This is a genomic window from Afipia sp. DC4300-2b1 (assembly GCF_049895725.1).
Taxonomy (GTDB): Bacteria; Pseudomonadota; Alphaproteobacteria; order Rhizobiales; family Xanthobacteraceae; genus Afipia; species Afipia broomeae.
In genome coordinates, this window is record NZ_JAFCSX010000002.1 from 305714 (window position 1) to 329766 (window position 24053).

Genomic DNA, 24053 nt, shown 5'->3' on the forward strand with positions numbered 1-24053 from the left:
GAAGCGCCGGGTGAGGGGGTTCGAATTTCGATTCAGGCATCTAGATCCCCTCACCCCAGCCCTCTCCCCGACGGGGAGAGGGAGTTTGTCTGCCTTCGTCGCTTCGCCCGCAATGACGAGCAGGAACGTCAATTTTCCTCGCCGCGCAGCGCAGAGACATCGGCCCCGCGGCCGCTCGGCTGCTGCTCGCGCATGTATTCGCATACGGCGTCGCACTTACCTCGCATGTGGTCGAACATCAGCTTGCTGAGTTCATCGCCGTTGCGGCGGCGCAGGGCATCGACCATGGCCTCGTGCTCGCGCATGGCGTCGCTGAGCCGGTCGCGCCGCAGAAGATTGGCCGAGTAGCGCAGGCGTCGGACCATGGCGTTCGCGGTGGCGTAGTTCGAACTCAGGAACGGATTCGCCGCGGCATCGACGATGGCCTGATGGATCTTCTGGTTCAGGCGGAAATAGTCGGTCAGCTCCTGGCGCATATAGTGGGTGTACATTTCCAGATGCATGCGCTCGATGGCGGCGATGTCCTCGTCGGAAATCCGCTCGCAGGCCGCGCGGCCGGCGAGGGCATCGAGCCCGGCGATCAGTTCGAACAGATGGCGGATGTCCTGTTCGGAGAACTGGCGGACCCGCGCACCGCGATTGGGCAGCAGTTCGATCAGGCCTTCCGACGCCAGCACCTTGAGCGCTTCGCGCAGCGGCGTGCGCGAGACATCGAACTTCTCGCACAATTCGCGCTCGGGAATGCGGCTGCCCGGCTCCAGATGCCCCTCGACAATAAAGTCGCGGATCTGGCTCAGCAGGTCATCGTGCAGCGAGGCCGGCGCGGTCTCGACGATTTCCAGCGACTTGGTTCGCAAAAGATTATTCAAAATCCACAGCCTCCGAGAAGGTGACGTGCTGGATTTTATTCGAAATCGGCCAGCTACGCACGCTTTGCATCGATAAATGGATTAGTACTCGATTTATCTGTTGTCAGGAAGGAAATTTTGAATACAATCCATTCCAAGAAAATCTTGCGGTGCACAATTTATTGCATGCAAAAATGTCAACAAGGTCTTCAGGGAGCGGCGATCCGATGTCCAACGCCTCAGTCCACACCGGGCGGCACTTTCTCCAGATTCCGGGGCCGACCAACGTTCCCGATCGCGTGCTGCGCGCGATGGACATGCCGACCATCGATCATCGCGGTCCTGAATTTGCCCAGCTTGGCCTTGAGGTCATCGAAGGCTCGAAGAAAGTCTTCAAGACGAAAAATCCCGTCATCATCTATCCGTCGTCCGGCACCGGGGCGTGGGAAGCCGCCATCGTCAATACGCTGTCGCCCGGCGACAAGGTGCTGATGGTGGAGACCGGCCACTTCGCGACGCTGTGGCGTGCGATGGCCGACAAGCTGAAACTCGATGTCGAGTTCGTGCCGGGCGACTGGCGCCACGGCGCGAGCCCTGAGGATATCGAGGCGCGGCTGTCGAAGGACAAAGATCACAGCTTCAAGGCCGTGATGGTGGTCCACAACGAGACCTCCACCGGCGTCACCAGCCGCATTCACGAGATCCGCAAGGCCATCGACGCTGCGAAACATCCGGCGCTGCTGATGGTCGACACCATTTCGTCGCTCGGCTCGATCGATTACGAGCACGACAAGTGGGGCGTGGATGTCACCGTGTCCTGCTCGCAGAAGGGTCTGATGCTGCCGCCGGGTCTCGGCTTCAACGCCGTGTCCGACAAGGCGCTGGAAGCCTCGAAGAAGAACAGCTCGCTGCGGTCCTATTGGGACTGGCACGAGATCATCGCCGCCAACAGGGGCGGTTCGTGGTCCTATACGCCCGCGACCAACATGCTCTATGGCCTCAAGGAAGCCATCGCGATGCTGATGGAAGAGGGGCTCGACAACGTGTTCGCCCGTCACAAGCGCTATTCGGCGGCGACACGGGCGGCGGTGGAGACCTGGGGTCTGGAAAATCTCTGCCTCGATCCGCGCGAATACTCGCCGATCCTGACCGCGGTGGTGATGCCCGAAGGGCACGACGCAGACCAGTTCCGCAAGGTGACGCTGGACAACTTCGACATGTCGCTCGGCGCGGGCCTCAGCAAGATCAAGGGCAAGGTGTTCCGCATCGGCCACCTCGGACATTTCAACGACCTGATGCTGATGGGCACGCTGGCCGGCGTCGAGATGGCGCTCGATCTTGCGAAGGTGCCGCATCGCGCAGGCGGCGTCATGTCCGCGATGAGCGTTTTGACCGGACGCGACGCGAAGGCCTCTCAGGCGAAGACGGCAGTGGCGTAACGCCGCGTTGGCGGCGCCATTGATTTGAATTCAAAATCCGCAGGATAGCGGAAACACAAACAAGGTCCGGCGCACGCCGGGCTTCACAAAAGCGACAGGGAGAGACCGCATGAAGAATCTCATCAAGGCGACAAGTGTGCTTGCGCTTCTGGCGGCGACGCCGGCTCTGGCATGGGAGCCGGCCAAGCCGGTCGAGATCGTGGTCGCGGCAGGCGCCGGCGGCGCATCCGACCAGATGGCGCGCATGATGCAGGCTGCGATTCAGAAGAACAACCTGATGAAGCAGCCGGTCATCGTGTCGCTGAAGGGCGGCGCGTCGGGCGCCGAAGCCCTGATGTACATGAAGGGCAGCGATGGCGATCCCAACAAGGTGCTGATCGCCTATTCGCTGATCTACATGCTGCCGCTGTCGGCGAAGATTCCGTTCAACTGGCGCGAGCTGACGCCGGTTTCGGTGATCGCGATGGACCAGTTCGTGCTGTGGGACAATACATCCGGCCCAAAGACCGTGAAGGAATTCATTGAGGCTGCGAAGGCCTCAAGTTCGCCTTTCAAGATGGGCGGCACCGGCTCGAAGCGTGAAGACCACGTGCTCACCGTCTTCATGGAAAAGAAGACCGGCGCGAAGTTCTCCTATCTGCCCTACAAGTCGGGCGGAGAGGCTGCGACCCAGCTCGTCGGCAACCACACCGAAGCCAACGTCAACAATCCGTCGGAAAACCTTGAAGTCTGGCGCGCCGGTCAGGTGCGTGCACTGTGCGTGTTCGACAAGGAGCGCATTTCCTACAAGACCAAGGTCACCGAGACGCAGTCGTGGAATGACATTCCGACCTGCAAGGAAGAAGGCCTCGACATGCAGTACCTGATGCTGCGCGCGATGTTCCTTCCCGGCAAGGTGACGCCCGAGCAGGTCGCCTTCTACGACGATCTGTTCAAGAAGGTGACGCAGACTACCGAATACAAGGAATACATGGAGAAGCAGGCGCTGAAGCCCGTCTATCTCAACGGCAAGGACATGCTCAAATTCCTTGAAGAGGACGATGCCCTGAACAAGTCGCTCATGACTGAAGCAGGCTTCGTCGCGAAGTAAAACAAGCGCCTCCCATCCCACGGGATGGGAGGCCGTTTATCGTTTGCTCCAGATTTGTCCTTCATCCGAGCCGCATGTGCGGTTCGGCCTCTCCCCGCACGCGGGGAGGGGTTCAAGACAGCGAATGCATCATGGCCCAGGACATCGAAATCGTCGTTGAAGATCCGACCGCGCCGGACGAGAACTCGCCCGCGATCACCAACAATCGCACGATCGAGATGGCGGTGATGGCGCTGCTGCTCGGGCTCGCCGTGTTGCTTGGATGGGACAACTGGCGCACCGGCGCGTCGTGGGACGACACGGGCCCGCAGGCCGGTTATTTCCCGTTCTATCTCTCGGTCATCCTCGGCGGCGCTGCGCTCTACGGATTTGTCAGCGTTGCGATCAAGCGCACCGAGGGACTGGAAACCTTCGTCACCCGCGCGCAGTTCCGCCGCGTACTGCAGGTCTTCGTGCCGACCCTGCTGTTCTGCCTCGCGATGCAGTGGCTGGGGCTTTATGTCGCGAGCTTCCTGCTGATCGCGGGCTTCATGGCCATCGTCGGCAAGATCGCATGGTGGAAGTCGCTGCTCACAGCCTTCATCTTCGTCGCGATCATGTTCGCGACGTTCGATGTCGCGTTCGACGTCATCATGCCGAAGGGTCCGCTCGAAGCGGCCTTCGGACGCTAAGCCAGAACCGGGGACAGGATCATGGAAGCACTCGGCCTCTTGTTTCACGGTTTCGCGGTTCTTTTCACCTGGAAGATTCTCGCCTTGATGATGGTCGGGCTGGTGCTCGGCATCTTTGTCGGCGTGCTTCCCGGCCTCGGCGGCCCCAACGGCGTCGCGATCCTCTTGCCGCTTACGTTCTCGATGGACCCGACATCCGCCATCGTGATGCTATCTTGTATTTACTGGGGCGCGCTGTTCGGCGGCGCGATCACCTCGATCCTGTTCAATATTCCCGGTGAGGCCTGGTCGGTCGCGACCACCTTCGACGGCTATCCGATGGCCCAGCAGGGCAAGGCCGCCGAAGCGCTGACGGCAGCGTTCACGTCATCCTTCATCGGCTCGCTGGTCGCGGTGATGCTGATCACGTTCCTCGCGCCGAGCATTGCGGGCTTCGCGCTGAAATTCGGCCCGCCGGAATTCTTCGCGGTTTATCTTCTGACCTTCTGCTCGTTCGTCGGCCTCGGCCGCGAGGCCAAGCACAAGACCGTCATCTCCATGGCGCTCGGGCTGCTGCTCGCCGGCGTCGGTCTCGACACGGTGTCGGGGCAGTTGCGCATGACCTTCGGTTCCAACGATCTCTTGCGCGGTGTGAACTTCCTTGTCGCGGTGATCGGTCTGTTCGGTATCAGCGAAATCCTGCTGACCATGGAGGAGCGGCTGGCGCTGCGCGGCCATGCGGCGCGCATCAGCCTGCGGACAGTCTGGAACGTCTGGAAAGATCTGCCGAAGTACTGGGCGACGCTGGTTCGTTCGTCCGTGATCGGCTGCTGGCTCGGCATCACGCCGGGCGGCGCGATCGCCGCATCTTTCATGGGCTACAATCTCGCCAAGCGCTTTTCCAAGGACAAGGAATCCTTCGGCAAGGGCCGCATCGAAGGCGTGTTCGCGCCGGAAACCGCGGCGCATGCGTCGGGCACCGCCGCGCTGCTGCCGATGCTCGCGCTCGGCATTCCGGGGTCAGGCACGGCGGCGATCCTGCTCGGCGGCCTGATGGTGTGGGGGCTTAATCCGGGTCCGCTGCTGTTCGTGGAGCACAAGGATTTCGTCTGGGGTCTCATCGCGTCGATGTATCTCGGCAACGTCGTCGGTCTGGTGCTGGTGCTGACCACCGTTCCCATTTTCGCCTCGATCCTGCGGGTGCCGTTCGCGGCGATTGCGCCGATGATCGTGGTGTCCTGCGCGATCGGCGCCTACGCGATCCAGAACGCGATGTTCGACATCTGGCTGATGCTCTTGTTCGGCGTCGTCGGCTATGTGTTCAAGAAGATCGGCATTCCGCTGGCGCCGTTCACGCTGGCGCTGGTGCTCGGCAGCCGCGCGGAAGATGCGTTCCGTCTTGCGATGATCGGCTCGGGCGGCAGCGTGAAGGTGTTCTGGTCGAACGGCCTTGTCGGCACCATCACGACGCTGGCGATCACATTGCTGTTCTGGCCGGTGATCGACCGGATCTTCGCGAGCTTCAGCGGCAAGAAGGAAAGCCCGGCGCGGGCGTGAGCTTCTCCCTCGCTCTAGCGCCGCCATCTTTCGAGGCTCGCAAAGGCTCGCAGCTCAGGATGACGGGCTCGGCATCTGTTAAAACGAGCAACGAAGCAGGAACGTCATCCTGAGGTGCGAGCCGCTCTTTGCGGCGAGCCTCGAAGGATGACCGGTCACTAAACCTGCTTTGATTGTCCGCCGCGCCGCCTTGCTCGATTTTGGACGGTTTTCCAGTCCGACCTTATGAGCGCCTGCTTCTTTGCACGGCCCCAGCCTTTGATCTGTCGTTCAGCCGCAATAGCGTCGGTGATCCGGTCAAAGTATTGAGACCAAGCCAATTCAACCGGTCTCCGCGAATATGTGTAGCCGGGAAAATACCCCTGATTGTGCTGACCAATCCGGGTTGTTAGATCATTTCCGGTTGCAGACCCGACGTAGAATGACTTGTCCGAACACAGGAGAATGTAGACGTAAGCACCCATTGCCCGTCATCCTTCGAGGCTCGCAAGAGCTCGCACCTCAGGATGACGATATCGGTATCGGTCGAGACTTGCCAAGGCAAAGGGAGCCATCATCCTGAGGTGCGAGCCGTTCTTTACGGCGAGCCTCGAAAGGACGACGCGAACGTCCTCAGCCCTGCACCGCGCCGGTGACCTTGCAAGATCCTTCGGCGGTTTCCTGATCGATGAACGGGAATTTGGTCTTCTTGAACAGCTTGGTGGTCTTCGCCTTGACCGTCAAAGCCAGCCTCTGTTCGGTTTCGATCTTCCGGCCGCCGGTCTTGGACATGTAATCGCATTTCACGCGAATGTCCTTCACGGCGAAGTCATTGTCGTTGGTGACGGTGATATCGGCCGTGCCGGCGTTGTTGGAGCCGGGCTTGCGCCATTTCTCAATCGAAACCTTGACCTTGTCGCCGGGTTCGGCGGCGATGGCGATGCCGGTTGTGCCCAGAAAAATCCCTGCGATGGCGGTAATAATGATCGTCTTCATGGTCGAAATCCTGGTTGCATTCAATACAGCCACGACGCCGAGCGGCGGCCTGGCCTCAAATCCGGAAAAGAACGAGTGGCCATTGAGCGGGGGCGTTTCGCCGCTACTATAACGGCCACGATATTCAAGCAGCAACGGCGGTTGGACAGGAATTGCAATGAACGACATCTGGCGTCTCTCGGCTACTGAACTTGCGTCGCAGATCAGGTCCAAAAAGCTTTCGGCACGGGAGGCCGCCTCCGCCGCCATCGCGCGCCTGAATGCCGTCAATCCGGCCATCAACGCCGTGATCGATCATCGCCCGGACGAGACGCTGGCGCAGGCCGATGCCGTCGATGCCGCGATTGCGAAAGGGGCGGATGCCGGGCCGCTGGCCGGTGTACCCATCACCATCAAGGTCAACGTCGATCAGGCCGGATTCGCTACCACGAACGGTTTGACCCTGCAGCGTGACCTTGTGGCGCAGACCAACAGCCCGGTGGTCGATAACCTGCGCAAGGCGGGGGCGGTGATTGTCGGGCGCACGAACACGCCGGCCTTTTCGGCCAGGTGGTTCACCACAAATTTGTTGCACGGCGAAACGCGAAACCCGCGCGATCCCTCGATCACGCCCGGCGGCTCCTCCGGCGGCGCGGCGGCGGCTGTGACGGCCGGCATCGGGCACATCGCCCATGGCACCGACATCGCCGGATCGATCCGCTATCCGGCCTATGCCTGCGGGGTCCACGGCCTGAGGCCGACCATCGGGCGTATCCCGGCCTTCAACGCGTCGTCGCCCGAGCGGCCGATCGGCCCGCAGATCACGGCGGTGTCCGGGCCCTTGGCACGGACCGTCGGCGATGTGCGGCTGGCGTTTCATGCCATGTCGAAACGCGATCCGCGCGATCCCTGGTGGGTGCCGGCGCCGCTGGAAGGCCCAAGCCGCGAGAAGCGTGCGGCGATCTGCCTGCGTCCGGATGGTCTGGAGACTGTGAAAGAGGTCAGCGATGCCGTTGCCGACGCAGGCAAGCGGCTGGCGCGCGCAGGCTGGACCGTCGAGGAGGTCACCGAAATTCCGCCGTTTGAAGAAGCTGCGGATCTGCAGATGAAGCTGTGGCTGTCGGACGGCTATGACGCGCTGCGGGACATGGCCGAGCGCGAGGGCGATCCCGGCGCGCTGGCCGTTCTGCGCGACCAGGAATCGGTCGCGCGCGCCCTCGATCTCCCGACGTTTTCAAGACTGCTGACCCGGCGCGCGACACTGGTGCGTGCGTGGGAGATGTTCTTCGAGACCTGTGCCGTGATCGTGATGCCGCCGTGCGGCGAACTGCCCTTTGAATGGCAGCTCGATCTCAAGGGCGACGCCTCGCTGCACCGCGTGCTTCGGGCGCAGATGCCGCAGATTGCGCTGCCGTTCATCGGCATGCCGGGCCTGACGGTCTCGACCGGTCTGGTCGGGCGCGTGCCAGTCGGTGTCCAGATCGTGGCGGGACGCTACAGGGAGGATCTTTGCCTGCTGGCGGGCGAGGCGATCGAGGCGGGCGGCGTGCCGGCAAGCCCGGTCGATCCGGTATCGGCCTGAAGGCGGCGCTTGGCGTTGAATACGCTTTCAGTGTCGGCGAGAAGCTGCTGCGTGCGCCGGACGACGTTGCGCCCGGCCTTGAGATCGCGATTGGCAACGTAAAGCAGGCGATGCCCTTCGACGACGAGTTCACGGGCATGCTTGATTTGCTCGTCGAACGAGACAGCCTCTGGCGCTGCTTTGGCCGTCGTCATGGTGCGGCTCCCGACTATGCCTTCGTAGTGTCTGCATCTGCCCGACGATCACCAACGCCGATGTTAGCGAATCGTTCAGGGCGAGTCCCGCGAACGGCCAAACTTTCCACCAAAACGTGATTCGGGCGGCAACGCCTTGGCCGCCTTGGGGGAATTTTGCTTTGAACCCAACCGGAGGCGCAGCCGTCCAACAAAAAGCGCGGCGGGGGCGATGGCTTGCCGGCATGGACGCGGTGACTGGCGCGGTCGCAGCCGCCATCGCGGTGGCGCGGCTGCGTAAAAGGCGGCAGGGCGCAAATCCCGCCGATGCGCCGGTCTGGTGTGGTGGTTCGCAAGTCCGCATCATTTCTTCTGCACGCTTTTGCGGACTTTTATTCCCGCAGGCTCGCGCTTTTTATCGAGGGCCGCTCGCCGACCTTTGACTTGGCAAAGGCCCAATGGCGTCGCAGAACAAGGGCCATGCGAATGCGCCTGGTTCTTCAGATGCTCTGTCTCTTGTGGCTGCCGCCGGTAGCGGCGAGCGCGGCTGCGCCGATGGAGCGCGGCGTTGCCATCACCGATCCCGGCCTGCTGCAACGGCTTGACGAGTCGGGCTTGAGCCTTGGCAAGCTGCTCGGCGCGGAAGCGGGTACTGCAACCGCTGATCTGTTCGCGTTGCCGTCGATGACGCAGGTTCAGGAAGCGACGGATCGCGATTTCAACAGATATGTCCTAGACCATCACGACGATCTCGACACGCTCTTTCTGTTCGACCGCGATGCGCTGAACGCGCCCGGCACGCGGTTCGACATGGTGGGGATCATCAACCGGATGGATCGCGCGTTTGTTTCTCCCGATGCGTGCGGCGAAATCCGCCTGATCTATCGGCCGATCGCCAATCACGACTCCAGAAACAAGGATAATCCGCCGGTACGGCTGCCGATGACGCTTAATCTTGTCATGAAAGCGAAGCCTGCGGGGGCGGATACCACATGCGCTGAACTCGCCCGGCGCTGGCTTGCGCTGGCCGACCGCCCGCCCGCATCCGAACAGTCAGAGATGCTCACTGAAAAAAGCGGTGCGCTGGAATGGGTCACGCGTGATGCCATCGACAGGATCGAAATCAATGTGCAGATCGCACGCGCCTCGGCGGACGCGAATGACTTCGAGGGCCGGGCGGATTACCTGATGAAGGTGTTCCACTTCGATGGATTGAATTTCGTGGAATCTCCCATGGAGAACCAGATCGACGCGGCGCGCATTCGCGCGGATGAAAAGCTGCTGGCCGATTTCAAGGTATGGCTGCTTGATCCGGTTCAAATTGCGAACCTCGATCGCGGGGCTATCGTGCTGCCCGATCGCTTTCTGGCATCGGGTTCGATCAACGTGACGCCGGTGCGGGAAAATCCCGAAGACCGGGCACGCGCGCTGTTTACCGAAGATGAAGTCGTGGCCGCTCTCGCCAAGGCATCGGCCGATGCGCCGCTGCAAAACCTGCTGTCGCCTGCGGGTTTTGCGCGCCGTCTCGACGACATGACCTGCAGTGGATGCCACCAGACCCGCGCAGTCGGCGGGTTTCATTTTCCAGGCAAGGAGCGTCCCGAATGGGCAGCGGGTGCGGTGGTGGCGGCGGCATCGCCGCATTTCTTCGGCGATCAGGAGCGCCGCCGCGATGTTCTCGGCGCATTCCGCGATGGCCGCGCCCCCGATTTCTCGCGCGGCTTCTCCGCGCGTCCGCAGGCAAGCCGGTCCATTGAACTGGCCGGAACGACCTATCTGAATGGCTGGGGCGCTGTGTGTGCCGTGCCGGACGCGAATGCCGCGTCTGACAAGAGCTTTACGTCGTGGACCTGTGCCGAGGGGCTGACGTGTCAGGCCGCGACCGGCGCGAAGGATGCGCGGATCGGATTTTGTTTTCCGAAGGAGAAGTAATGCAACGTCGTCATTGCGAGGAGCGCTTGCGACGAAGCAATCCATTCTCCTTAAAGGTGGATTGCTTCGCTTCGCTCGCAATGACGATGGATGGATGATTGCGTTTCCTTACCTCTCCCCGCACGCGGGGGAGAGGGGGAGTTACGCCACAATCCCCGCCGCTCGCATCTTGGCGATTTCCGCGGCATTGAAGCCTACCGCAGCCAGCACCTCGTCGCTGTGCTGGCCGACATTGGGCGCCATGCGCGGCTGCACCTTCTTCGCGCCCTCGATGAAGATCGGCGTGTTGATGGTGCGCAGGTCGCTGTCGGCGAACGGCACGACAGCCTCGGTCACGCGCATCTGCTCGTCGTCCGGAATGTCCTGCGGAATGCCGACCACGCCGAAGATCAGACCGTTGCCATCGAGCGCCTTGCGCCAGTGCGCCAGCGGCTTGGTCGCGAACACCTTGTCGAGGATGGCGATCAGTTCCGGCGCATGCTTGTGGCGTGCGGGCTTGGTTTCGAAGCGCGGATCGGCCAGCAGGTCCTCGCGCTCGATCACCTTGGCGAATACCGGGAACTGCTTCTCTTCATTGAGCAGCGAGAGGATGATCCAGCGGTCGTCGGCGCACTTGTAGTGGCAGGTGACGGCGTTCAGCGCGCGGTCGCGCGGCGGACGCTTCTGGAAGGTCGCGCCGCACAGCGCGGCCTGCGCGTAGATGCCGTTGGACCAGATGCCGTTGACCATGAGATTTGACATCACCTGGGTGCCCTTGCCGGTCTTTTCGCGCTGATAGAGCGCGGTGACGATGCCGGCGAACAGCGACATGGCGCAGGGATGATCGCCCATGCCGGGCATCGAGCGGGCAGGCGTAGTCTCATCGGTTTCGCGCACGAGGTCCATCAGGCCGGAGCGCGCCCACCAGGCATTGCTGTCGAAGCCCGGCTTGTCGGCTTCCGCGCCGGTCTCGCCGTAGCCGGTGAACGAGGCGTAGATCAGCCGGTCGTTGAGCGGCGCGAGATCCTTGTAGGTGACGCCGAGCTTCTTGCGCACCGGCGGCGGGAAATTGGTGATGAACACGTCGCATTCGGCGGCGAGTTTGCGCAGAACGGCCTGCCCTTCGGGCTTGGACAGATCGAGCGCGAGGCTCTTCTTGTTACGGCCTTCCAGCATCCACGCATAGTTGTGGGGGCTGATCGGGTATCCCGGCAGGTGGGGCAGGTTGCGGACCGGATCGCCGGCGCCCGGCGGCTCGATCTTGATGACGTCGGCCCCGAAGTCGGACAGCGCGGTGGCGGAGGATGGTGCCGCGATGAAACTCGCGCAGTCGATGACCTTCAGACCCTCGAAAATTCCCATTTCGGCGTGTTCCCTGTGTTTCTTGCCGGGACCGCCGTTGGGCCGGTGGTCCGCTAATCGTTCTTGCGTTCGTCCGAAATCGCCTTGCCGTCGTTCGGCAGCGACCCCGGGCTTACGAAAGTGACATTGCCGGACAGCTTTGTCACGGCACGGAGGGTCGACGCAACTGCATCCCGCAATGCGTCAGCAGGGGTTGCAGTTTCCGCCGAAAGGGTCATCGCGTCGGTTTCCCTGTCGCGGGTCACCACAAGGCGCAGACGGCCCAGTTCTGGATGCCGGTTGCCGATTTCGGCGATCTGTTCGGGGCGCACGAACATGCCCTTGACCTTGGTGGTCTGGTCGGCGCGGCCCATCCAGCCCTTGATGCGCATATTGGTCCGCCCGCAGGGGCTTTCCCCGGCCAATACGGCGCTGAGATCGCCGAGCGCCAGGCGAACCCACGGATGATGCGGATCCAGCGTGGTCACGACGATTTCGCCGACGTCGCCGTCGGTGACCGGCTCGCCGGTACCGGGCTTGACGATCTCGACGATGATATTCTCGTTCACCACCAGCCCTTCGCGCGCCGGGGTTTCATAGGCGACGATGCCGAGGTCGGCGGTTCCGAAGTTCTGATAGGCGTCGACGCCGCGCGCCTTCATTTCGTCCTGCAGCGATTTCGGGAACGCGGCGCCGGACACCAGCGCGCGCTTGATCGACGACGCGTCGCGTCCGGTCTTGTCTGCCGCATCGAGCAGGATCTTCAGGAAGTCCGGCGTGCCGGAATAGCCGGCGGGCCGATAGGTCTCGATCAGCTCGAACTGCTGTTCGGTGTTGCCGGGGCCGCCGGGAATGACGGCGCAGCCGAGAGCGCGGGCGGAGCTGTCGAAAATGAATCCGCCCGGCGTCAGGTGATAGCTGAAGGTGTTGAGAATGATGTCGCCGGGGCGGAAACCGGCGGCGAACACCGCGCGCGCCCCGCGCCACGGATCATCCACGGCGGATTCCGGCTCGAAGATCGGGCCGGGCGATGTGAACAGCCGCCCGAACGATCCTGCGGGCGACGACACGAAGCCGCCGAACGGCGGCGCGGCCTTGTGCAGGGCCGGCAGTTCGGATTTGCGCAGCACCGGCAGCGCTGCGAGCGCGGCGCGGCTGGTGAGGGCCGCGGGATCGATGCCCTTGAGCCGCTCCGCATAGGCCGGCGCTTTTGCCGCTGCGCGCAGCACATCCGGCAGCCGCTTGAACAGATCGGCCTCGCGCTCGGACGGGGAGCGTGTTTCGAGAGCGTCGTAGTGGTTGGTCATCGGTAGTCCATTTGTTCGTCATTGCGAGGAGCGAAGCTATGAAGCAATCCAGCCTTTGCCTGGCACTGCTACCTATGGATTGCTTCGCTCCGCTCGCAATGACGGATGTGGTTACAGCCAGCGCTTGCGGCGCTTGAAGCTTTTCAGGTTCTTGAAACTCTTACGCTGGTCGCCCGCGCCGCCGAGATAGAATTCCTTGACGTCTTCGTTGTTACGCAGCTCATCGGCGGTGCCGTCGAGCACCACCTTGCCCTGCTCCATGATGTAGCCGTGGCTCGCGACCGAGAGGGCGGCGCGCGCGTTCTGCTCGACAAGGAGAATGGTGACGCCGAGGTCGCGGTTGATCTGCTTGATGATGCCGAACACTTCCTTGACCAGCAGCGGCGACAGGCCCATCGACGGCTCGTCCATCAGGATCATCTTCGGGCGCGCCATCATCGCGCGGCCGATCGCCAGCATCTGCTGTTCGCCGCCGGAGAGATAACCGGCGAGGCCGGTGCGCTCCTTGAGGCGCGGGAAATACTTGTAGACCATGTCGATATCGTCATCGACGTTCTTGTCGCTGCGGGTGAACGCGCCGAGCCGCAGGTTTTCCAGCGAGGTCATGTCGGCGATGATGCGGCGGCCTTCCATCACCTGGAAAATTCCGCGGCGCACGATCTTGTCGGGATCGATGCCATCGACCCGCTCGCCGTCGAACACGATCTCGCCGCGCGTGACTTCGCCGTCCTCGGTCTTGAGCAGGCCCGAGATCGCCTTCAGCGTCGTGGATTTGCCGGCGCCGTTGGCGCCGAGCAGCGCGACGATCGCGCCCTTCGGTACGTCGAGGCTCAGCCCGCGCAGCACGAGGATGACGTTGTCGTAAACGACTTCGATGTTGCGCACGGCCAGCAGCGGCGCGGCTGCGGCAGCGACGGCAGGCTTTGCGGTTGTCACGGTTTCGGTTTGCACGTCGGTCGTCCTGGGTTTTCTGAACCTCTCTCCGTTTACGGGAGAGGTCGAAGCCTGAGCGTAGCGAAGGGTTCGGGTGAGGGGCGATGTTCCGAATCGAAGTCTTGCCCCTCACCCCAACCCTCTCCCCGCAAAGCGGGGAGAGGGAGCAGTGCTTACCAGCCGAGCCATTCCGGCTTGCGCGGCAGGTCGACAGTCTTCACCTTCTCGAGCTTGACCGTGCCGTTCTTGACGAGATCGGCAACCGAAGCGTCGGTCGCGCCGGACACCTTCATGCGATAGATGTCGACCTTCAGCGTCGGGCGATGGTCCTTCTCGGTCCAGGTGGAGGGATTGCAGACGCCTTCCATTCCGGCCGGCACCCAATCCTTCTTCTGGTAGAAGCCCTTCTTGACGTTCTCGCCGACCGCGCCGCCGTTCTTGGCAGCCCACTCGACGGCTTCCTTCATGTAGAGCGCGGTGCAGACGCCCGCGACGTAGTGCACGGGACGATAGGCCGTGCCCGCAGCGTCCGACATCTTGGAGATGTCCTGCACCAGCTTCATGCCGGGAGCATTGCCGCCCCAGGCGACAGCGGTGCGCAGCGGGAACACCACGCCGTCGGCGGCAGCGCCTGCGGCCTTCGCGGCGTTCTCGTCCATGCCCCAGACGTTGCCCATGAACTGCACGTCGGTGCCGGCTGCCTTGCAGGCATTGAGCACGGAGATGTTGGAGCCTGCGGTGTTGCCGAGATAGGCGTAGTTCGCACCCGAGCTCTTCAGCGTCAGGCACTGCGCGCTGTAGTCGCCCGGCGTGAGCGCGAACACGATCGCCGGCAGCACGTCGAAGCCGAGTTCAGCGGCAAGCGCTTCACCCGCGGCCTTCGGCGCGTTCGGATACGGATGGTTCGCGCCCATGTGGACATACTTCGGCTTGCCCGGCTTGCCCTTGGACTTCCAGTCTTCGGCGGCCCAGGTCAGCATGCCGCGCAGCGCGTCGGAATAGCTCGGACCGTAGAAGAAGTTGTAGGGAGCGGCCTTGCCCTTGCCGCCGGCGCCGGTCGGATCGGACAGCGCCGCCGAGTACGAACCCGAGATGTCCGGGATCTTGTCTTCGGACAGGAAGCCGGTGAGGGCTTCGGTATCAGCCGTGCCCCATCCGAGAATGGCCGCAACCTTTTCGCCGCCCGACCACTTTTTGTACTGCGCGATCGCGCGCGGCACCTGATAGCCGTAGTCGACGGTGTCGACATTCACCGGCTTGCCGTTGATGCCGCCGTTCTTGTTCACATAGGCGAACGCATCGGCGACGCCCTGTCCAAACGGCGTGCCGACGTCGGATGTCGCGCCGGAATAATCGGCAAGGTGGCCCAGCGAGATCGGCGCCTGCGCCAGTGCAGATGAGCCGCCAAGCATCACCGCCAGAGCAGCGGTGCTCAGAAAGGTTTTCGTCATCATAAGCGTAATCCTCCGGTTTCCTCTCGAGGTCTTCTTATTGTCTGTCCCGTTCCGACCTCAATGCGAGAACGGGTAGAGTTTCCAGTAAGCCTTGATTTGCCGCCACCGGTGAGCAAGCCCATCCGGCTCGAAGATCAAAAAGACGATGATGATGACGCCGATGGCCATCTCGCGCAAGAAAGCGATGTTGTTCTTGAGCCCCAGCGCGTGATCGATTGCGCTGCCGCTGAGCGCGGCGCTGATCCACTCCATCGATTCCGGCAGCAGCACCATGAAGGCGGTGCCGAGCAGCGTGCCCATGATCGAGCCGATGCCGCCGATGATGATCATGGCGAGGAAGATGATCGAGCGGTCGATGCCGAAACCTTCGTTGGAGACGACTTGATTATAATGCGCGTAAAGCGCGCCGCCGACGCCCGCGAAAAATGCAGCCAATCCGAATGACAGCGTTCGGTATTTGGTGAGGTTGATGCCCATGATTTCGGCGGACAGGTAGTGATCGCGCACCGCGACCAGCGCCCGCCCGTCACGCGTCCGCATCAGGTTTGTGACGAGCAGATAGCAAACGATCACGTAGGCGAGCACGACATAGAAATACTGCCGGTCGCCGCGCAGGGTCTTGCCGAAGATCGAGAACGCATCCGCATGGGCCGGGACGCTGCCGCCGGTGAACCATTCGGCGCGTGAGAAGAAATCGAGCAGGATGAACTGCGCGGCCAGCGTTGCGATTGCGAGATAGAGGCCCTTGAGCCGCGCGGCGGGGAGGCCGAAGATCAGGCCGACCAGCGCCGTGACCACGCCCGACAGCGGAATGGCGAAGAACACCGGAACGTGCAGCTTGCTCGACACATAGGCTGAAGTGAACGCGCCGAAGCCGAAGAACGCGGCGTGGCCGATAGAAATCTGTCCCGTGAAGCCGACCACGATGTTGAGGCCGAGCGCGGCGATGCCGAAGATGCCGATCTGGATCAGCAGGCTGAGCGAATACTCATTCAGCACATACGGCGCAAAGCAGATCAGCACGATGCCGAGGATCATCATGTTCCGGCTGGTCGTGGTCGGAAACACGGTGGTGTCGGCCGCGTACGTGGTGCGGTAATCGCCTGCGGGGAGAAGGGTCTGGCCTGCCATGATCAGATACGCTCGAACTTGTTTTCACCTCTCCCCACGGGGGAGAGGTCGACGCGCGAAGCGCGGCGGGTGAGGGGGGACGGGGCGCGCGTTGCGGAGGCATGTAACCCCCTCACCCCAACCCTCTCCCCCACGGGGAGAGGGGGTAAATCGAGCCGGTGGCAGACCTTAAATGTTACGTGTGCCATCCTCATGATCAGATCCGCTCGATGTCTTTGGTGCCGAACAGGCCATAAGGCTTGATCATGAGGATGATGATGAGGGCATAGAACGGCGCGATCTCGAACAGATTGCCCCAGTGCAGGTATTCGCTGTCGACGAAATGCGCGAGGTTCTCGAGCAGCCCGATGATGATGCCGCCGATCACCGCGCCGCCGACACTGTCGAGGCCGCCGAGGATCGCCGCCGGGAACACCTTGATGCCGTAGGCGGCAAGGCCGGCCGACACGCCGTTGACGACGGCGACGACGACGCCGGCCACTGCGGACACCGTGGCGGAAATTGCCCAGGCCATCGCGAACACGCTTTTCACCGAGATGCCGAGCGACTGCGCGACCTGCTGGTTGAAGGCTGTCGCGCGCATGGCGAGGCCATACTTCGAGACCTTGAAGAACCAGGCCATGCCGCCCATCATCGCCACCGACACCGCAAGGCTGAGGAGGTAGACGGTCTGCACCTGCAATCCGAAGATGTTGATGAGCTTGGTATGGAAGACCGGCGGGAACGGCTGCAGGTTGACGCCGAACATCCATTTCATCAGCGCGGAAAACACCGTGGACAGCGCGATGGTCACCATGATGACCGAAATGATCGGCTCGCCGATCATCGGGCGCAGGATCACGAGCTGGATCGCGATGCCGAACAGGAACATGAACACCAGCGTGATCGGCATGCCGAGATAGAACGGCACCTGATATTTGGTCAGCAGCCACCAGCACACCCATGCGCCGATCAGCAGCAGTTCGCCTTGCGCGAAGTTCACCACCTGCGTGGCCTTGTAGATCAGCACGAACGACATCGCGACGACGCCATAGAGCGTACCGACCACGAGGCCGTTGATGAGAAGCTGGATCAGAAGCTGGGTGTTCACTCGGCCGCCTCCGCCGTCTTGTTTCGCGTTCCGAGGTCTATCACCGGCAGGGTGCAGCGGATGCGCTGCGTGGTGCCGTCCTGGAAGCGGATCACGGTGTCGATGTCGATGTCGGGTCTGTCGCCATAGATGGCGTTGATGATGTCGCCATACTTTTCGTTGATGACGGTGCGGCGCACTTTTCTGGTGCGGGTCAGTTCGCCGTCGTCGGCATCGAGTTCCTTGTAGAGCAGCAGGAACTTGGAGATGCGCTGCGCCGGCGGGAGCGTAGCGTTGACCGCTTCGACTTCCTTGCGCAGCAGCTCATAGGTCTCTGGCCGCGAGGAGAGGTCGGTGTAGGTGGTGAAGGACAACCGGTTCTTTTCCGCCCACTTCGAGACGATGGAGAAGCGGATGCAGAGCATGGCCGCGAGATAGTCGCGCCCGTCGCCCAGCACCACGGCTTCGGCAACATAGGGCGAGAACTTCAGCTTGTTCTCGATGTATTGGGGCGAGAAACGGTCGCCGCGCGAGGTCTGCGCCAGATCCTTGATGCGGTCGATGACCACAAGCTGCTTCGCCTTGTTGAAGTAGCCGGCGTCGCCGGAATGCATCCAGCCGTCGCGCATATCGACGGCGGTCGCGGCTTCGTTCTTGTAGTAGCCGGAGAACATGTTCGGATGGCGCACCACGATCTCGCCGACGCCGTTGATGTCGGGATCGCGGATTTCGATCTCGATGCTGTCGGCCATCGACACGCCGGTGGTGTCGGGATCGACCTCGTCGGGCTTGTGCAGCGTGAACGCGCCCAGCGTTTCGGTCTGGCCGTAGAGCGTGCGCAGCGGCACGCCCATGGCGCGGAAGAACTTGAAGGTGTCCGGGCCGAGCGCCGCGCCGCCGGTCGCCGCCGAGCGCAGCCGCGAAAAGCCGAGACGGTCGCGCAGCGCACGGAACAGGAGGGTGTCCGCAAGAGCGGAATGCTTGCCTTCGGCCAGCGCGGCAAGGCCCGCTTTCATGCCGACATCGTAAAGCCGCTGCTTGAGCGGAGACGCGTCCATCACGCGGGCGCGGACATCGGCGGCAATGGCTTCCCAGATGCGCGGCGCGAACAGCACGAAGGTCGGCGCGATCTCGCGGAAGTCGTTCATCATCGTGTCCGGCTCTTCGACGAAGTTGACCTTCATCCGCGAGAGCAGACCTTTGCCGAGCGCGTAGACCTGCTCCATGATCCAGGGCAGCGGCAGCACCGAGACGTATTCGTCGTCCGGGCCTTTGGGGTCGAAGGCGAGATAGTTCGCGCAGTGGCTGAGCACGCGGCCCGCCGCAAGCATGGCGAGCTTGGGGTTCGACGTGGTGCCCGATGTCGTGCAGAGAATGGCGACGTCATCGCCTTTGGTCGCGTCCACCAGTTGATCGTAAAGCTGCGGCTCGCGCGCGGCGCGGTCGCGGCCCATCTTCGCCAGCTTGTCGGCGTCGAGCAGGCGTGGATCGCTGTATTTGCGCATTCCGCGCGGATCGGAATAGACGATGTGCTTGAGGTGCGGCGCGCGGTCGCCAAGTTCGAGCAGCTTGTCGACCTGCTCTTCGTCCTCGGCGAACACGATCTTGGTTTCGCCGTAGGTCAGAAGATACAGCACTTCCTCGGGCAGCGACTCGCGGTACATGCCGAGCGACATGCCGCCGACGGCGTGGGCCGCGATTTCGGCGGCGACCCAGTCCGGCCGGTTGTCGCCGATAATGCCGATCACGTCGCCGCGCTTGATGCCGAGCTCGACCATGCCCAGCGTGAAATCACGCACGCGGTTCTGATAGTCGTTCCAGGTGAAGACGCGCCAGAGACCGAAGTCCTTTTCGCGCAACGCGATCTCGTTGCCGTGCTCCGCCGCATTGAGCCGCAGCATCTTGGGGTAGGTGTCGGCCTGTGCGACGCGGCTTGCATAATCCATCATGCCGTGGCCTCCGCGACAGGATTGGTGTCGTCGAGGACTTCGTCTTCCTCGCCGAGATAGGCCTTGCGCACATGCGGATCGTCCAGCACGTCGGCAGGCAGGCCTTCGGCGATCTTGCGCCCGAAATCCAGCACGGTGACGCGATGGGAAATATCCATCACCACGCCCATGTCATGCTCGATCATCATCACCGTCATCCCGTACTCTTCATTGAGATCGACGATGTAGCGGGCCATGTCTTCCTTCTCCTCGAAGTTCATGCCGGCCATCGGCTCGTCGAGAAGAATGAGTTTGGGCTCCAGTGCCATGGCGCGCGCGAGTTCGACGCGCTTGCGCAGGCCATAGGAGAGGGTTCCCGCGGTCGCCTTGCGCACCGACTGCAGATCGAGGAAGTCGATGATCTCTTCCACCTTGCGGCGGTGTTCGAGTTCCTCGCGCCGTGCGCCGGTCAGCCAGTAGAGCGAGCCGGTGATGAAATTGTTTTTCAGGAGGTGATGCCGCCCGACCATGATGTTGTCGAGCACGGTCATGTGGTGGAACAGGGCGAGATTCTGGAACGTGCGGCCGATGCCGAGCGCGGCGCGCGCATTCGGCTTCAGCCCCGTAATGTCGTGGCCCTGATAGAAAAGCTGTCCTTCCGTCGGGGTGTAGCGGCCGGAGACGCAGTTGACGATCGAGGTCTTGCCGGCGCCGTTGGGGCCGATGATCGAAAACAGTTCGCCTTCGTTGACGCCGAAGCTCACATCGGTCAGGGCGCGCACGCCGCCGAACCGCAGTGAGACCCCCCGCACCTCCAATGCGTAAGCCACTCAATTCCTCCCAGATACGGCGCTTGGCGCGCTCTTTATCTATGGTTCGACACCATGGGCCCGATCCTATACCGGGGGGCCCAGGCAAGCCATTCTACTATTGATGTTTTGCGCCGCAGGACGCATTTGCCGTAGCCGTCCTTACGGCAATCCGCGACATTGAAATGTCTTGTGCCTGACAATTCATTGGGCAATTTCACAGCGCGCGCGGTATACCAAAAGACGTTATGCCGCGTCGCAGCATGACGCGAGGGGCGATCGGGACAGCATGGTTTCTGCGGAATACCTCAAGCGCATTGCGGTCTGGTCGCGCGGCCTGAACGAGCGGGAAATCGACGTCGCGCGCGCCGGCGTGATTGAGAAAACGTTCGGCGCGAACGAATTCATCTGCATGCGCGGCGATCATTTCGAATACTGGATGGGCGTGGTCACCGGGCTGGTGCGGATCGGAACCGGGTCGCGTGACGGCAAGGCCGTCAGTTTCACCGGCATGACCAACGGCGCGTGGTTCGGCGAGGGGACCGTCCTGAAGAACGAGGCGAGGCGTTATGACGCGGTGGCCCTGCGCGATACCCGCCTCGCACTGATGGATCGCGCGACCTTCGTCTGGCTGTTCGAGAACAGCGTGGCCTTCAATCGCTTCCTGGTCGGGTTATTGAATGAGCGCCTCGGCCAGTTCATGGGTCTGGTCGAATACGGCCGGATGCTGGATGCGAAAGCCCGCCTCGCACGCTCCATCGCTTCGCTGTTCAATCCGATCCTGTATCCAGACCACTCGCGCCATCTCGACATCACGCAGGAAGAACTCGGCGCGATTTCCGGCATCTCGCGGCAGAACGCCAACCAATGCCTCAAGACGCTGGAGAAGGAAGGGCTGCTGCGGCTCGAATACGGCGGGGTGACAGTGGTGGATCTCGAAAAACTGCGGGCATACGGGGAATAGGTTTTCGCGATCTATCTCCGCGTCGGCCAAGGCCGGACGACGGGTTGCCATCACCGCGACGCCTTCTTCTTTCCCTTCATCAACGTCCTGATCTTGTCGGCATCGCCTTTGGTCAATGGATTGTAGATGACCATGCCGAGATCTGGCCGGCCATCGACGGCAAAGGCGGAGTATTCCATCTGCAGCGGCCCGACCTCGGGATGATGCAGCGTCTTGGTGCCGTCGCCATGCGCACGCACATCGTTGTTGCGCCACATCGCCGCAAACTCCGGGCTTTCGCGGCCCAGATCATCGACCAGTCCCTGAATCGCATTTGTCGCTCCTGCGCGGGCGGCATCGGCGCGAAACGCGGCGACCACGAAGCGCGCGACATTGGTCCAGTTATCCTGCCGGGAGCGCACGCCGGAGTCGCGAAAGATCAGCCGCAGGATATTGCGCTGCTCGGGCGCGAGTTGCGCGTAATCGGTCAGCACCGCCGCAGCCGCCTTATTCCACGCGACGACATCCCATGTCGGGGTTTTCACAAAGGCGGGACTGACCTCAAATGCGTCGAGCACGCGCTGCAGGCGCGGCGTGACACCTTCGGGCGTTTGATAACGGACTTCGGGCGGGCGGCCGAGGCCGAGCAGGAAGATGTGCTCGCGCTCGATATCGGTCAGCATCATCGCGCGCGCGATGCGGTCCAGCACATCGGCGGACGGCGCGCCGCCGCGGCCCTGTTCAAGCCATGTGTACCAGGTCGCGCTGACATTGGCGCGCTGCGCCACTTCCTCGCGCCGCAGGCCGGGCGTGCGTCTGCGCCTGAGCGGCAGACCGAAGGAAGCCGGATCGAGTTTCGCGCGCCGGTCCTTCAAATAGGTCCCAAGCAGATTGCCGCCTGTCTCCGTCATGGTCTGCCTGTTAGTTATTATACCCGTATAAAGTCACTACTTTACCAGCATAACGCAAAGCCCGACATTTGTCCCGTTCGATGAAGGAGAATGTCTATGCGTGTGTTTGTCACCGGCGCGACCGGATTTGTCGGCGAGGCCGTGGTTCAGGAATTGATCGGAGCAGGGCACAAGGTGCTCGGCCTTGCGCGCTCCGACGCGGGCGCGGCGTCACTGACTGCGGCGGGTGCGGAGGTGCATCGCGGCGATCTGCAGGATCTCGCCAGCCTGCGTCAGGGCACCATCGGAGCGGATGGTGTGATCCATCTCGCCTTCAATCACGACTTCTCGAAGTTTGCGGAGAACTGCGAGATGGACCGGCGCGCGATCGAGACGCTGGGTGTGGCGCTTGAAGGGTCGGAACGACCGCTGCTGGTGACATCGGGTCTGGCGCTGGTTGCGCCCGGCCGCATTGCCACCGAGGCCGACAGTCCTGCACCGGGTTTTCCCCGCCTGTCGGAAGCGGCGGCTGAAGCGCTTGCCGCGCGGGGCGTGCGGGCCACTGCCGTGCGGCTTGCGCCGTCGACCCATGGCGCGGGCGATCACGGTTTCGTTCCGAACCTGATCAAGCTCGCGCGCGAGAAAGGCGTCTCGGCCTATATCGGCGATGGATCGAACCGCTGGCCCGGCGTGCATCGCTTCGATGCCGCGCGGCTTTATCGGCTCGCGCTGGAAAGCGGTGCAGCGGGCGGTCCGTATCATGCCGTCGCCGATGAAGGCGTGCCGTTCAAGGAGATTGCGCGCGTGATCGGCTGGTGGCTGAGCGTGCCGGTGGTCTCAAAGTCGCCGGAGGAAGCCGAGGATCACTTCGGCTGGTTCGTGCGTTTCGCAGGCATGGATATTCCTGCCTCCAGCGAACGCACGCGCAAACTGCTGAATTGGCAGCCGACGCATCCCGATCTGCTCACGGATATCGACCAGAAGGCGTATTTCGAGGTGTGAACAGCAGATCGTCATTGCGAGGAGCGCAAGCGACGAAGCAATCCATTCGTCTTAAAGGTGGATTGCTTCGCTTCGCTCGCAATGACTACAACGTTTAGTCACTCCGCCCATTCCTGATCGGTCGTGAACACGATGGTGAGCCAGCGGTCCGGCGTGTCGTTGCCGATGGCCTCGCCAATCTCGTCGCGGATATTGTCCCATTCCTCAAGCCGTCTGGCCGGCAGGCCCATGGGAACGATGAAATAGAGCTCGATCTGCCGGCCGCGGCCGACCCGCGCAACATAGGCGCGGTATGACAGGAACTGATAGCGCAGCACGATTTGCTTGGCGATGGCCTCGACGTGCTGCATGAGATCGGGCGGCGTGACCAGCAGGGCGTCGGCCAGCGCCTGACGCACCGTGCCGATCGGAATCGGAATCACGATCAGGCAGACGATGGCCAGCGCGGCAGGATCGATGTAGGGCGACAGCCATTTCAGGCTGGTGCCCTGAATCAGGTAGCCGAAGATGAAGGCAACGAGCAGCGCGGCGGTCAGCGCCGCCGACATCATCCATGCCTTGGCGTCCAGCGCCACGAAATTGGATTTGATGGTCCGGTTGGCCCGCGCATCGAAGACCGCCATGCCGACCGCGGCGAGGGTGATTACCACGGCGTAGATGATCGCCTGATCGAAGGCGAGTTCGCGCCCGCCGGTCAGCAGGCTTCCAATGGCGTTGATCAGCGCGTAGATCGCCGCGCCTATCAGCAGAATGCCGTTCAGACCGAGGACCATCGGCTCCAGATGCCAGAAGCCCATGGTGAACTGTGCGATGAGCCGGGATTTGGAGCCGCCTTCCCGGGTGGATGCCGCGATCAGGTTGGCGACCAGCAGGGCGAGGATGGTCATGACAGCGTCGATCAGCGCATAGACGCCGTCGAAAACAATGGCGTAGGAGCCTGACAGAAGGCCGAACAGAATCCCCATCCCTGCGAGAGCCAGGGTCACGGCGATCGACAGGCGCAGAACACTTTGCTCGGTCATGCGAACGCATCCGGCACTAC

At 62.5% G+C, this 24053-nt stretch carries 22 protein-coding genes; 8 read left to right on the forward strand and 14 right to left on the reverse strand.

Annotation, left to right across the window (positions count from 1 at the left end; genetic code table 11):
- Positions 1 to 128: 128 nt before the first annotated feature.
- Positions 129 to 869, reverse strand: coding sequence for a GntR family transcriptional regulator (locus ACP7AL_RS08125; protein ID WP_425990496.1), 741 nt, complete (start codon positions 867 to 869; stop codon positions 129 to 131).
- Between the two features lie 206 nt (positions 870 to 1075).
- On the opposite strand from ACP7AL_RS08125, the gene ACP7AL_RS08130 reads away from it, so the two are divergent.
- From ACP7AL_RS08130 to ACP7AL_RS08145, 4 genes are all read left to right on the forward strand, one after another.
- The gene (locus tag ACP7AL_RS08130; protein ID WP_425990497.1) at positions 1076 to 2287 is read left to right on the forward strand and encodes a pyridoxal-phosphate-dependent aminotransferase family protein; all 1212 of its coding nucleotides are present in this window, start codon (positions 1076 to 1078) and stop codon (positions 2285 to 2287) included.
- Positions 2288 to 2396: 109 nt separating this feature from the next.
- On the forward strand, positions 2397 to 3377 hold the full coding sequence (locus tag ACP7AL_RS08135) for a tripartite tricarboxylate transporter substrate binding protein (RefSeq protein WP_425990499.1): 981 nt from the start codon (positions 2397 to 2399) through the stop codon (positions 3375 to 3377).
- 131 nt (positions 3378 to 3508) lie between these two features.
- Complete coding sequence (locus ACP7AL_RS08140; RefSeq protein ID WP_425990502.1) at positions 3509 to 4048, forward strand: tripartite tricarboxylate transporter TctB family protein; 540 nt, start codon at positions 3509 to 3511, stop codon at positions 4046 to 4048.
- Between the two features lie 21 nt (positions 4049 to 4069).
- Positions 4070 to 5584: a tripartite tricarboxylate transporter permease gene (locus ACP7AL_RS08145; RefSeq protein WP_024920810.1), complete on the forward strand. Its 1515-nt coding sequence runs from the start codon at positions 4070 to 4072 to the stop codon at positions 5582 to 5584.
- Positions 5585 to 5742: 158 nt separating this feature from the next.
- Here ACP7AL_RS08145 and ACP7AL_RS08150 read toward each other — a convergent pair whose 3' ends face one another.
- Both ACP7AL_RS08150 and ACP7AL_RS08155 read right to left on the reverse strand, forming a co-directional pair.
- On the reverse strand, positions 5743 to 6048 hold the full coding sequence (locus tag ACP7AL_RS08150) for a GIY-YIG nuclease family protein (RefSeq protein WP_425990505.1): 306 nt from the start codon (positions 6046 to 6048) through the stop codon (positions 5743 to 5745).
- 148 nt (positions 6049 to 6196) lie between these two features.
- Positions 6197 to 6727, reverse strand: coding sequence for a hypothetical protein (locus ACP7AL_RS08155; RefSeq protein ID WP_425990507.1), 531 nt, complete (start codon positions 6725 to 6727; stop codon positions 6197 to 6199).
- On the opposite strand from ACP7AL_RS08155, the gene ACP7AL_RS08160 reads away from it, so the two are divergent.
- Positions 6717 to 8120 carry an amidase family protein gene (locus ACP7AL_RS08160; RefSeq protein WP_425990509.1) on the forward strand — a complete coding sequence of 468 codons (1404 nt, stop codon included), beginning with the start codon at positions 6717 to 6719 and terminating at the stop codon, positions 8118 to 8120. The genes ACP7AL_RS08155 and ACP7AL_RS08160 overlap by 11 nt on opposite strands.
- On the opposite strand, the gene ACP7AL_RS08165 is transcribed toward ACP7AL_RS08160, so the two are convergent.
- The gene (locus ACP7AL_RS08165) at positions 8033 to 8314 is read right to left on the reverse strand and encodes a hypothetical protein (protein ID WP_024920807.1); all 282 of its coding nucleotides are present in this window, start codon (positions 8312 to 8314) and stop codon (positions 8033 to 8035) included. The two genes, ACP7AL_RS08160 and ACP7AL_RS08165, sit on opposite strands and share 88 nt — an antisense overlap.
- A gap of 465 nt (positions 8315 to 8779) precedes the next feature.
- Between ACP7AL_RS08165 and ACP7AL_RS08170 the strand changes: the two genes are divergently transcribed.
- On the forward strand, positions 8780 to 10225 hold the full coding sequence (locus tag ACP7AL_RS08170) for a hypothetical protein (RefSeq protein WP_425991656.1): 1446 nt from the start codon (positions 8780 to 8782) through the stop codon (positions 10223 to 10225).
- Between the two features lie 141 nt (positions 10226 to 10366).
- On the opposite strand, the gene ACP7AL_RS08175 is transcribed toward ACP7AL_RS08170, so the two are convergent.
- The 8 genes from ACP7AL_RS08175 to ACP7AL_RS08210 form a co-directional block, all read right to left on the reverse strand.
- Positions 10367 to 11566, reverse strand: coding sequence for a CaiB/BaiF CoA transferase family protein (locus tag ACP7AL_RS08175; protein ID WP_425990511.1), 1200 nt, complete (start codon positions 11564 to 11566; stop codon positions 10367 to 10369).
- A 53-nt stretch (positions 11567 to 11619) separates the two neighbouring features.
- Entirely contained in the window at positions 11620 to 12852 is a 1233-nt protein-coding gene (locus tag ACP7AL_RS08180; RefSeq protein ID WP_425990513.1) for a phenylacetate--CoA ligase family protein, read from the reverse strand.
- Between the two features lie 111 nt (positions 12853 to 12963).
- Entirely contained in the window at positions 12964 to 13803 is an 840-nt protein-coding gene (locus ACP7AL_RS08185) for an ABC transporter ATP-binding protein (RefSeq protein WP_006021581.1), read from the reverse strand.
- Positions 13804 to 13958: 155 nt separating this feature from the next.
- Positions 13959 to 15239 (reverse strand): ABC transporter substrate-binding protein, encoded by a 1281-nt coding sequence (locus ACP7AL_RS08190; RefSeq protein WP_425990515.1) that lies wholly within the window; start codon positions 15237 to 15239, stop codon positions 13959 to 13961.
- A 57-nt stretch (positions 15240 to 15296) separates the two neighbouring features.
- A complete protein-coding gene (locus ACP7AL_RS08195; protein ID WP_006021579.1) occupies positions 15297 to 16370 on the reverse strand; it encodes a branched-chain amino acid ABC transporter permease in 1074 nt (357 codons plus the stop codon).
- 196 nt (positions 16371 to 16566) lie between these two features.
- A complete protein-coding gene (locus tag ACP7AL_RS08200) occupies positions 16567 to 17460 on the reverse strand; it encodes a branched-chain amino acid ABC transporter permease (protein WP_024920803.1) in 894 nt (297 codons plus the stop codon).
- Positions 17457 to 19388: a long-chain fatty acid--CoA ligase gene (locus tag ACP7AL_RS08205; RefSeq protein ID WP_425990518.1), complete on the reverse strand. Its 1932-nt coding sequence runs from the start codon at positions 19386 to 19388 to the stop codon at positions 17457 to 17459. The genes ACP7AL_RS08200 and ACP7AL_RS08205 overlap by 4 nt, the downstream gene beginning before the upstream one ends.
- Positions 19385 to 20197, reverse strand: a complete 813-nt coding sequence (locus tag ACP7AL_RS08210; protein ID WP_425990520.1) for an ABC transporter ATP-binding protein — start codon at positions 20195 to 20197, stop codon at positions 19385 to 19387. The genes ACP7AL_RS08205 and ACP7AL_RS08210 overlap by 4 nt, the downstream gene beginning before the upstream one ends.
- A 268-nt stretch (positions 20198 to 20465) precedes the next feature.
- Here ACP7AL_RS08210 and ACP7AL_RS08215 point away from each other — a divergent pair, with 268 nt between their 5' ends.
- Positions 20466 to 21140 carry a Crp/Fnr family transcriptional regulator gene (locus ACP7AL_RS08215; RefSeq protein WP_425990522.1) on the forward strand — a complete coding sequence of 225 codons (675 nt, stop codon included), beginning with the start codon at positions 20466 to 20468 and terminating at the stop codon, positions 21138 to 21140.
- A gap of 50 nt (positions 21141 to 21190) precedes the next feature.
- On the opposite strand, the gene ACP7AL_RS08220 is transcribed toward ACP7AL_RS08215, so the two are convergent.
- Positions 21191 to 22030 carry a helix-turn-helix transcriptional regulator gene (locus ACP7AL_RS08220; RefSeq protein ID WP_425990524.1) on the reverse strand — a complete coding sequence of 280 codons (840 nt, stop codon included), beginning with the start codon at positions 22028 to 22030 and terminating at the stop codon, positions 21191 to 21193.
- A 96-nt stretch (positions 22031 to 22126) separates the two neighbouring features.
- Here ACP7AL_RS08220 and ACP7AL_RS08225 point away from each other — a divergent pair, with 96 nt between their 5' ends.
- Complete coding sequence (locus ACP7AL_RS08225; protein WP_425990526.1) at positions 22127 to 23011, forward strand: SDR family oxidoreductase; 885 nt, start codon at positions 22127 to 22129, stop codon at positions 23009 to 23011.
- 98 nt (positions 23012 to 23109) lie between these two features.
- Here the strand turns inward: ACP7AL_RS08225 and ACP7AL_RS08230 are convergent, their stop codons facing one another.
- On the reverse strand, positions 23110 to 24033 hold the full coding sequence (locus ACP7AL_RS08230) for a cation diffusion facilitator family transporter (protein WP_425990528.1): 924 nt from the start codon (positions 24031 to 24033) through the stop codon (positions 23110 to 23112).
- Between the last annotated feature and the right edge of the window lie 20 nt (positions 24034 to 24053).

Excerpts from the sequence above, each read along its gene's own strand:
- ACP7AL_RS08130 (WP_425990497.1), top strand. The coding sequence starts at position 1,076 with ATGTCCAACGCCTCAGTCCACACCGGGCGGCACTTTCTCCAGATTCCG.
- ACP7AL_RS08135 (WP_425990499.1), top strand. The coding sequence starts at position 2,397 with ATGAAGAATCTCATCAAGGCGACAAGTGTGCTTGCGCTTCTGGCGGCG.
- ACP7AL_RS08140 (WP_425990502.1), top strand. The coding sequence starts at position 3,509 with ATGGCCCAGGACATCGAAATCGTCGTTGAAGATCCGACCGCGCCGGAC.
- ACP7AL_RS08145 (WP_024920810.1), top strand. The coding sequence starts at position 4,070 with ATGGAAGCACTCGGCCTCTTGTTTCACGGTTTCGCGGTTCTTTTCACC.
- ACP7AL_RS08150 (WP_425990505.1), bottom strand. The coding sequence starts at position 6,048 with ATGGGTGCTTACGTCTACATTCTCCTGTGTTCGGACAAGTCATTCTAC.
- ACP7AL_RS08160 (WP_425990509.1), top strand. The coding sequence starts at position 6,717 with ATGAACGACATCTGGCGTCTCTCGGCTACTGAACTTGCGTCGCAGATC.
- ACP7AL_RS08155 (WP_425990507.1), bottom strand. The coding sequence starts at position 6,727 with ATGTCGTTCATTGCAATTCCTGTCCAACCGCCGTTGCTGCTTGAATAT.
- ACP7AL_RS08165 (WP_024920807.1), bottom strand. The coding sequence starts at position 8,314 with ATGACGACGGCCAAAGCAGCGCCAGAGGCTGTCTCGTTCGACGAGCAA.
- ACP7AL_RS08170 (WP_425991656.1), top strand. The coding sequence starts at position 8,780 with ATGCGCCTGGTTCTTCAGATGCTCTGTCTCTTGTGGCTGCCGCCGGTA.
- ACP7AL_RS08175 (WP_425990511.1), bottom strand. The coding sequence starts at position 11,566 with ATGGGAATTTTCGAGGGTCTGAAGGTCATCGACTGCGCGAGTTTCATC.
- ACP7AL_RS08180 (WP_425990513.1), bottom strand. The coding sequence starts at position 12,852 with ATGACCAACCACTACGACGCTCTCGAAACACGCTCCCCGTCCGAGCGC.
- ACP7AL_RS08190 (WP_425990515.1), bottom strand. The coding sequence starts at position 15,239 with ATGATGACGAAAACCTTTCTGAGCACCGCTGCTCTGGCGGTGATGCTT.
- ACP7AL_RS08195 (WP_006021579.1), bottom strand. The coding sequence starts at position 16,370 with ATGGCAGGCCAGACCCTTCTCCCCGCAGGCGATTACCGCACCACGTAC.
- ACP7AL_RS08205 (WP_425990518.1), bottom strand. The coding sequence starts at position 19,388 with ATGATGGATTATGCAAGCCGCGTCGCACAGGCCGACACCTACCCCAAG.
- ACP7AL_RS08215 (WP_425990522.1), top strand. The coding sequence starts at position 20,466 with ATGGTTTCTGCGGAATACCTCAAGCGCATTGCGGTCTGGTCGCGCGGC.
- ACP7AL_RS08220 (WP_425990524.1), bottom strand. The coding sequence starts at position 22,030 with ATGACGGAGACAGGCGGCAATCTGCTTGGGACCTATTTGAAGGACCGG.
- ACP7AL_RS08225 (WP_425990526.1), top strand. The coding sequence starts at position 22,127 with ATGCGTGTGTTTGTCACCGGCGCGACCGGATTTGTCGGCGAGGCCGTG.
- ACP7AL_RS08230 (WP_425990528.1), bottom strand. The coding sequence starts at position 24,033 with ATGACCGAGCAAAGTGTTCTGCGCCTGTCGATCGCCGTGACCCTGGCT.